The 8,666-nt window shown below is 62.3% G+C and carries 8 protein-coding genes and 1 pseudogene; 3 read left to right on the plus strand and 6 right to left on the minus strand.

All coding sequences use genetic code 11. The features are described from left to right. From B4E36_RS21150 to B4E36_RS21170, 5 genes are all read right to left on the minus strand, one after another. Window positions 1–1,085: hydantoinase/oxoprolinase family protein (locus B4E36_RS21150; protein WP_345900789.1), on the minus strand; the 1,085-nt coding region annotated here is incomplete at its 3' end. A 30-nt stretch (window positions 1,086–1,115) separates the two neighbouring features. Continuing rightward, the gene (locus B4E36_RS21155) at window positions 1,116–2,081 is read right to left on the minus strand and encodes an ABC transporter permease (RefSeq protein ID WP_292054116.1); all 966 of its coding nucleotides are present in this window, start codon (window positions 2,079–2,081) and stop codon (window positions 1,116–1,118) included. Then, the gene (locus B4E36_RS21160; protein ID WP_292054115.1) at window positions 2,078–3,610 is read right to left on the minus strand and encodes a sugar ABC transporter ATP-binding protein; all 1,533 of its coding nucleotides are present in this window, start codon (window positions 3,608–3,610) and stop codon (window positions 2,078–2,080) included. The genes B4E36_RS21155 and B4E36_RS21160 overlap by 4 nt, the downstream gene beginning before the upstream one ends. Before the next feature lie 93 nt (window positions 3,611–3,703). Further along, on the minus strand, window positions 3,704–4,693 hold the full coding sequence (locus B4E36_RS21165) for a sugar ABC transporter substrate-binding protein (RefSeq protein WP_292054113.1): 990 nt from the start codon (window positions 4,691–4,693) through the stop codon (window positions 3,704–3,706). Between the two features lie 109 nt (window positions 4,694–4,802). Then, a complete protein-coding gene (locus B4E36_RS21170) occupies window positions 4,803–5,315 on the minus strand; it encodes a hypothetical protein (RefSeq protein ID WP_292054111.1) in 513 nt (170 codons plus the stop codon). A gap of 263 nt (window positions 5,316–5,578) precedes the next feature. Between B4E36_RS21170 and B4E36_RS21175 the strand changes: the two genes are divergently transcribed. The 3 genes from B4E36_RS21175 (at window position 5,579) to B4E36_RS21185 (ending at window position 8,382) form a co-directional block, all read left to right on the plus strand. Beyond that, a complete protein-coding gene (locus tag B4E36_RS21175; RefSeq protein ID WP_018064682.1) occupies window positions 5,579–6,301 on the plus strand; it encodes a GntR family transcriptional regulator in 723 nt (240 codons plus the stop codon). Between the two features lie 181 nt (window positions 6,302–6,482). Next, window positions 6,483–7,415, plus strand: coding sequence for a dihydrodipicolinate synthase family protein (locus B4E36_RS21180; RefSeq protein WP_345900790.1), 933 nt, complete (start codon window positions 6,483–6,485; stop codon window positions 7,413–7,415). Between the two features lie 34 nt (window positions 7,416–7,449). Then, window positions 7,450–8,382 carry a proline racemase family protein gene (locus tag B4E36_RS21185; protein ID WP_345900791.1) on the plus strand — a complete coding sequence of 311 codons (933 nt, stop codon included), beginning with the start codon at window positions 7,450–7,452 and terminating at the stop codon, window positions 8,380–8,382. Window positions 8,383–8,480: 98 nt separating this feature from the next. Here the strand turns inward: B4E36_RS21185 and B4E36_RS21190 are convergent. Beyond that, window positions 8,481–8,666, minus strand: a pseudogene (locus B4E36_RS21190) (ABC transporter substrate-binding protein); the annotation flags it as partial.

Consider the following 8,666-nt stretch of genomic DNA (forward strand, 5'->3'; position numbering starts at 1 on the left):
GGCGTGGAGCCGGCCGAATGCGGGCCGACATGCAGCTTACCGAAATCATCGACCCAGGCGATCGATCCGCCGCCATTGCCGATCTCGACCAGATCGACCACCGGCACCATGATCGGGTAGCCGGCGGACTTACCGTCGCGCTCGATCCAGTAATCGGTCTTGATCGTGACCTGATTGTTTTCGATCAGCGAGCATTTGGCGGTGGTGCCGCCGATGTCGAGCGCCAGGATGTTCGGCTCGCCGATGATCCGGCCAAGCTCGGCCGCGCCCCAGAAGCCGGAGGCCGGGCCGCTTTCGACCATGGTGATCGGAACGGCCTTGATGGCATCGAGGGAATCGACGCCGCAATTCGACTGCATGATGAAAAGCTGGCCGGCATAGCCCTTGCCGGTCAGGCCGCTTTCGAGCTTCTCGAGATAACGCTGGGCCTTGGGCTGAACATAGGCCGAGAGGATGGCGGTGTTGGTGCGCTCATATTCGCGCCACTCGCGGGTGATCTGGTGCGATGCGACCACCGTTACCTCGGGCCAGCGCGCCTCGACTTCGGCCTTCAGGCGGATTTCGTGGTCCGGGTTGGCATAGGCGTGCAGCAGGCTGATGGCGATCGCCTCTATGCCCTCGGCGCGGAACAGCGCCAGCGTCTCGTCGAGCGAGGCAAGGTCCAGCGGCGTGACCTCGTTGCCGTGATAATCCATCCGCTCGACGATCTCGCGGCGGAGATAGCGCTCCACGAAAGGGGCCGGCTTCTTGTATCTGAGATTGAAGAAGTCCGGCCGGTTACCGCGGCCGATCTCGATGGAATCGCGAAAGCCCTTGGTGGTGATCAGCCCGACCTTGGCGCCCTTGCGCTCGGTCAGCGCGTTGATGACGACCGTGGTGCCATGGGCGAAGAAATCGACCGAGCCGACATCGACCTTGGCCTTTTCCAGAACGTTGAGAACGCCCTTTTCAAAATCCGGCGGCGTGGTGTCGGATTTTTCCGTGCGCACGGTCTGGACGCCGGTTTCAAGGTCGGTCTCGAAATAGACGAGGTCGGTGAAGGTGCCGCCGACATCGGTCGAGACGCGCGTGATTTTGTCAGTCATGAAAAGTCTCTGTTCAATGCGTGAAGGATGTCAGCGGCTGCGCCGGCCCGATGCGGCAAGCGCGACCGCGACGACGATGATCACGCCGGTGGTGAGGTCCTTGAAGAAGGGGTTCACGTTGAGAATATTGAAGCCGTTGCCGATCAGCGCCATCAGCAGCACGCCCGCGACCGAGCGCCAGATCGCGCCCGAACCGCCCATGATCGAGGTTCCGCCGAGGATCACCGCCGCGATCGCCTCGAATTCCATGCCGACGCCGGCCTGGGGCGATGCCATGGAGATGCGCGACACCGCGATCACGCCGGCAAGACCGGCGGCCATGCCCGAGAGCGAGAAGGTGACGATCTTGATCAGATTGGTGCGGATGCCCGAAAGGATCGCGGCCTCTTCATTGCCGCCGACAGCGAAGACGCGGCGGCCGAATGTGGTCCGGTTGAGCAGCACCATGAAGATCACCATGAAGATGATCAGCACGATGACGGCAATGTTCACCATGCCGATGCGGCCGCGGCCGATCCAGGAGAACTCGGCGATCCTGACCGGGATCAGCGCGCCGCCGGTGATCAGGATGGCGATGCCGCGATAGACGAGACTGGTGGCGAGCGTGACGAGGAAGGAGTGCACGCCGAAGCCGGTTATGATCGCGCCGTTCAGCGTGCCGAGTGCCAGCCCGATCAGTGGTCCGGCGATAATGGCCGTATAAGGATCGACATGAACGGCGATCCAGCCGGCTGCAACCGAGGCCACACCGAAGATTGCGCCGGTCGACAGGTCGAACCCGCCGCCGATGATGACGAGCGTGAGCGCGCAGGCGATGATCGCCAGCGGCGCCGACTGGTTGACGATATTGAGAAGGTTGCGGGCCGTCAGGAAACTGTCGGAAATCAGGCTGAGGCCGACCATCAGAATGACGATGATGGTGAGAACGCCGTATTCGCGGGCGAAATCGCCGGGCGTGATGGAAAAACGCCGGGCAGGTGTCTGAACGTCGCTCATGGTTGGGTGACCTCCTTGCCGCGGGAGACGGCGCCTTGTTCTTCAAAGATGCGGTGCAGTGCCTCGTCGACCGTGGTGTCTCGGCAGTCGGTCTCCGCGAAGATGCGGCCGTCGCTCATCAGATAGCCGCGATGGGAGAGGTTGATGACCTCCTCGAGTTCCGAGGAGATCAGAAGCACGGCCACGCCGTTCTCAGCCATTTCAATGATGAATTCGTGGATGCTCTGCCGGGCGCCGATATCGACGCCCCGGCTCGGTTCATCGAGGATCAGCAGGCGCGGCTTTTCCACCGCCCATTTCGACAGCAGCACCTTCTGCTGGTTGCCGCCGGAGTAGAAGGCGACCTTGCCGTCGATAGCGGAGGGCACGATGCCGAAATGGTCGATCATCTTGCGCGCGCGGCTGCGTTCCAGCCCGTGGTTGATGAAGCCGTGGCGGGAGATGCTGCCAAGCGAGGCAAGTGAGATGTTGGGACGGGTCGTCTGGGTTAGCACCAACCCCTGCTTGCGCCGATCCTCCGGCACGAAGGCGATGCCCTGGGCAATGGCGCGCGGCACCTTGAGCCGGCGGTTCTGCACGACGCCTCCTATGGCATAGCGACCGGAGACGATCGGATCGGCGCCGAACAGGGCGCGCGCGACCTCCGAGCGGCCGGAACCGACAAGGCCGATCAGGCCGACGATCTCGCCTGGAAAAATCTTCAGGGTGATATCGGAAAGGCCGGTGGCCGTGGCGACATTTTCCATCTCGACGACCGGCGTCGCCTGCTCGGCGGGACGCGGCGGAAGAGTGGGCCAACTGATCTCCGAGGCCTCGCCCAGCATGGAATCGACGAGGCTGTTCTTGGTCTCGCCGGCAATGGCGTCGGTGCGGATCACCTTGCCATCGCGCATGATTGTGACCCGGTCGCAATTGGCGAGGATATGGTCGAGAAAATGGCTGACATAGATCACGGTGACGTCGCGCGCCTTCAGCCGCGCGATCAGCTGGTGCAGGCGCTCGGCCTCGTCCTCGGTGAGCGAGGAGGTCGGCTCGTCCATGATGATCACCCGCGCCTCGCGGGCAATCGCGCGCATGATCTCGACCTTCTGGCGCTCGGCGATCCGCATGTCGGCGATCCGGCTATGCGGGTTGAGGCCGAAATCGCAGGTCTCTTCCAGCGCGTGGAAGCGGGCGAGATCGCCCTTGCGCAGAAAACCGGCGGTATTGCTTTCCAGCCCCAGGAACACGTTTTCGAGAACCGTCAGTTCCGGGACGAGCTGAAGCTCCTGGTGGATCATGGCAATGCCGCGGCCAAGGGCGTCGCGCGGCGAAAACCGGGTGACGGCCTCGCCGAACACCTCGACCGTGCCTTCATCCGCCGAATAATAGCCGCCGATGACCTTGCCGACCGAGGACTTGCCGGCACCGTTTTCGCCGACAAGCGCGTGAACCGAACCTTTTTCAATGTCGATATTGATGTCATTCAGGATGCGCATGCCGCCAAAGCTCTTGGCGACGCCCCGAAGCCGGATGGCGATATCGGTCATGGCTTTCCTTTTCATCTTCGGCGCGCCAGCCTTGCCGGCGCGCCGTGTGAAGCCGGGTTCCGGCGCGTCAGATGCGCACCGGAAAGATTTGGATCAGCCCTGCCATTCCGGCTCGAAATCGGGATTGGCGTCGAGCCATTCCTTGGTGACGATCTTCGGGGTCTGACGCAGGGAGTATTCGTCAATCCAGGTCGGAACCGTTTCGCCGTTCAGCGCCTTGACGACGGCGTCGAGCGCGGCCTCGCCCTCGGATTTCGGAAACTGCGCCAGTGTGCCGCTCCAGGTGCCGGCCTTGATGGCGTCTACGGCGATCTGGTTCAGCCCGCCGCCGATGGTGTAGAGCTCGGACATGTCGAGGCCCGCATCCTCGATCGCGATCTCCGCACCCATCAGGTGCTGGTCGGCATTGGAGAGAACGACGTCGATGTCCGGATGGGCCTGCAGAATGTCCTGCATGGCGACCATCGAGGTCTGGGGCGAGTAGTTGCCCTCGCCAGTGGCGACGATCTCGATATTGTCGTGCTCGCCGAGAATCTTCTTGTAGGTGTCGTTGCGCAGATTGTCGAAGGGGTAGATGAGCTGGCCGATCAGGACCACGACCTTGCAGGGGTCCTGATCGGCGCAGTAATCGACCACGGCATCGGCCTGCGCGGTTGCGCCGACCACCGGATCGGAGGCGACGGTAACGGTGAGGCCGGGCACCTGCGGCTCCATGTTCGACAGTTCGGGGCCGACCGGGAACAGCGTCGTGCCGACCTTGACGCCGGCCTTGATGGCTTCTTCGAGGGCGGTCGCGATACCCACTGTGTCGTTCGGCGTTATGATGATCGCATCGAACTTGCCGCCGGCGGCGATATCCTCGACCTGGGAGAACTGCGCGGTGGCCGAAAACTCGCCGTCGAAGATCTGGGTCTTGACGTTGTCGTATTTGCCGGCCGCTTCCTCGATGCCGGCATAGATCGCCTGGTTGAAGCCGTTCTGCGACGAGGCGGCGAGGAAGGCGATGTTGTAGTCCTCGGCGTGTGCGGCCAGCGGCGCGGCGAGCGCCGAGGAGAGGATCGCTGCTGTGAGTGCTGTTTTCATGGATCGGTTTCTCCGGGTTGAGATATTTTCATTTTGATTATGCGGCCCTTTGAGGGCCATTCAGCGGGACTCTCCGGACCCTTGGACATCCTTGGTCGGGTTGTTTCCGTCATGCCGGGTGAAATGTGGCCGTTTCGATGTCTTCAAGATGCAAAAGAAGGAATGCCATGGTCACCGCCGGCTGCCAGGCGAGGGCGCGGGCGACGGTTTCGGGCGTGAAATGACCCTTTGGGCCCAGCATGTTGACCGTTCCGATCACCCGCCCGTCGGCGACCGCCGGAAGGTTCATGTTGGATTCGAAGCCGAGATCGCGGATCTTCTCCCAGTCGAAGAAAACCTCGGCGATCTGTTCGATGGTCGTTGTGCTGAAATGCAGGTTGCCGGCAATCACCGTCTCGAAATAGCGGTTGCGCTCAAGCGGCTTGAACCCGCCGGGCTCATAAGCTTCGACATCCTCGGAAAACACACGGCGCGAGCGCATGCGCGGCAGATCGTAGACCGAGGCGGTGGTCAGGCCCTTGCCGACATCTTCGTTCAGGCCGTCGAGCAGATAGGCGAAGACTCGCCGCGCCGCATCCGGCTCCACCGCAAGGCGGAAGACTTTTTCCGTATCGCACGGCATCAGCTTTCTCCCTTCATGGCAGGCCCAAAGCACTCCGGCCCGCCGCCGCGCGGAGACTTGACCGCTGCAAGCGCGATCAGAGCGATTTTCATGCGGGCGGGTTTCATGTTGGCGCTGTCCGTTTCAGGTTGCGATCATCGTGGAACACGTCGTCACATTAATGCCGAAAATTTATTATGTCGACAAAAAAAATTTAAAGCACAAGATGGATTGTGTGCATGGAGTGTTGCATATTGACCAAAATTACCGGAGAGCGGAGCATTATGGCCAAGACATCGTTGGAGAGCAGCGGGCTCCAGAGCCAGCAGGTCAGGCGCGGCGGCGGCGTGGCGCATGTCTACGAAACCCTGCGCAACGAAATCATCGAGCTGAAGCTCGCGCCCGGCAGCCCGATCGACGAGACCGAGCTTTCCGAACGCTTCGCAATGTCGCGCACGCCCATCCGGGAGGCGCTCGTCCGGCTTGCGGCGGAGGGGCTGATCACCGCGCTGACCAATCGCACGACGATCGTTTCCAACATCGATTTCGTCCAGCTCGGCGCATTTTTTGATGCCCTGACGCTGATGTACCGCGTCACCGCGCGGCTTGCGGCGATCCATTACAACGAGGCCGATCTGGCCGGGATTCGCGCCCACCAGAGGCGCTTTGCCGAGGCGGTCGAGGCTCGCGACGTGCTAGGCATGATCGCGGCCAACCGCGATTTTCACATCGCCATCGCCGAGGCCGGGCGCAACAAATACTATACCGACCTGTTCCGGCGCCTGCTCGATGACGGACGCCGGATTCTCCGCCTTTACTACCGTTCCTATGACGACGACCTGCCGCGCCAGTATGTGGCCGAGCACGAGCACATCGTCAGCGCCATGATCGCCCGTGACCAAGACGCATGCGACCGGCTTGCAACGGCGCATGCCGACCAGATCGTGCGTCAGATCCGGGCCTATATCTCTGCGGATTCCCGCAGCGTTTCCTCAATCGCGCTGTAGGTTTCGCGGATTTCCCGAGGGACGGACAGGCGTGCCTCACTTTTAAGTATTTTATTTGTCGACAAGTTGAATCATCGGTGGTACTGAAATTGCAATCGATCGGCCCCGGGCCGCAGCACCAGATATTGCCCGCAGATTGCCCCGCCGAGATCAATTCCTTATGCCTATGAAAGGACCCCAGATGAGCGACACTATTTTCACCGGCTGCATTCCGGCTTTGATGACCCCCTGCAAGGCTGACCGCACGCCCGATTTTGCCGCGCTTGCGCGCAAGGGCCGCGAGCTTGTCGATGCCGGCATGTCGGCGGTCGTCTATTGCGGATCGATGGGCGACTGGCCGCTTCTGACCGACGAGCAGCGCATGCAGGGAGTCGAGGCGCTGGTCGAGGCCGGCGTTCCGGTGATCGTGGGAACCGGGGCGATCAACACCAAATCCGCCGTGGCGATCACCGCGCATGCCGCCCGCGTCGGCGCCGCCGGCCTGATGGTCATCCCCCGCGTTCTCTCGCGCGGCAGTTCGGTTGCGGCGCAGAAGGCGCATTTCTCGGCGATCCTCGAAGCGGCAGACGGCCTGCCCGCCGTGATCTATAACAGCCCGCATTACGGCTTTGAAACCCGCGCCGACCTGTTCTTCGCCCTGCGCGCCGACTATCCCAACCTGATCGGCTTCAAGGAATTCGGCGGCGCGGCCTCCCTCTCCTACGCTGCTGAACACATCACCTCCGGCAATGACGATCTGACCCTGATGGTCGGCGTCGATACCCAGGTCTTCCACGGCTTCGTCAAATGCGGCGCGACCGGCGCGATCACCGGCATCGGCAACGCGCTCCCGAAGGAGGTTCTGCATCTCGTTTCGCTCTGCAAGGCCGCAGCCAGGGGCGACAGCGAGGCCCGCGTCAAGGCGCGCGAACTCGAGGAAGCTCTGATGGTGCTGTCGAAATTCGACGAGGGCGTCGATCTCGTGCTGTTCTACAAATATCTGATGGTGCTGAATGGCGATGAAGAATATAGCCTGCATTTCAACGAAACCGACGCCCTGACGGCGCCGCAGCAGGCCTTTGTCGAAGAACAGTACCGGCAGTTCAAGACCTGGTACGCCAACTGGGCAGCCTGAAACCGGCGGAGCGGGCCTTGCCAGGGAGCAGCGCATGCATGTGATTGACAGCCACACCGCGGGCGAGCCGACGCGGGTCATCCTCGACGGCTTTCCCGATCTCGGTTCGGGCCCGCTTTCCGAACGCGCGGCGCTGCTTGCGACGCGCTTTTACGACGACTACCGCGCCGTGGTGCTGGAACCGCGCGGCCAGGTGGCCATGGTCGGCGCGCTGCTGGTGCCGCCGGTGGACCCGACCTGCGTCACCGGCGTCATCTATTTCGATGTCGGCGCGGTTCTCGGCATGTGCGGCCACGGCACGATTGGCCTTGCCGTGACGCTTTTTCACATGGGCCGGATCGGCACGGGGTTGCATCGCATCGAAACCCCTGCCGGCGTCGTCACGGTCGATGTGCATGACGAAAGCACGGTCACGGTCACCAATATCGAAAGCCGCCGGGATGCGGCCGGCGTCACGGTCGAGGTGCCGGAGTTCGGCCAAATCACCGGCGATGTCGCCTATGGCGGCAACTGGTTTTTCCTGGTCGAACCGAGCCCCATCCCGGTTGCGCCGGACAATATCCGCGCCCTGACGGATCTCGCCGTCGCCACCCGGACCGCGCTCAATGCGCAGAAAATCGGCGGCGAAAGCGGCGAGCCGGTCGACCATGTCATCTTCTACGGTCCTGCCGGCGATGCGGCGGCGCACAGCCGCAATTTCGTGCTCTGCCCCGACGATGCCTATGACCGCTCCCCCTGCGGGACCGGCTGTTCGGCGCGGCTCGCATGCCTTGCCGCCGCCGGTCAACTGGGAGAAAGACAGGAAATCGTGCAGGAGAGCATTATCGGCTCCACCTATCGGCTCTCCTACAGGGCCGGACACAAGGGCGGCGTGATCCCGTCGATCACGGGCCACGCCTATGTCATGTCGGTGGCCGAACTGGTATTCCACCCCAACGACCCCTTCCGCAACGGCATCATCCTCTGATCCACGACGATGGCGCGGCATTGAAATGACAGAAGGCCGCCCCGTTTTCGGGAGCGGCCTTCAATGTTTCGTTGTGATCGCAGCCTTGTGTCAAAAACCTATTTCGTCACCAGCCGGTAATAGACAAAGTCCGAGGTCGCGCCGTTGACGTAGCCGTCGACGTCGTCCTGCATGGCAACCTCGTAGGCGGCCTGGAACATGATGATGATCGGCGAAGTTTCCTGCACCTTCTTCTGCAGGTCGACATACATCTCAAGACGCTTGTCCGGATCGGATTCCGAAAG

This window comes from Martelella sp. UBA3392 (assembly GCF_002358775.1).
Taxonomy (GTDB): domain Bacteria; phylum Pseudomonadota; class Alphaproteobacteria; order Rhizobiales; family Rhizobiaceae; genus Martelella; species Martelella mediterranea.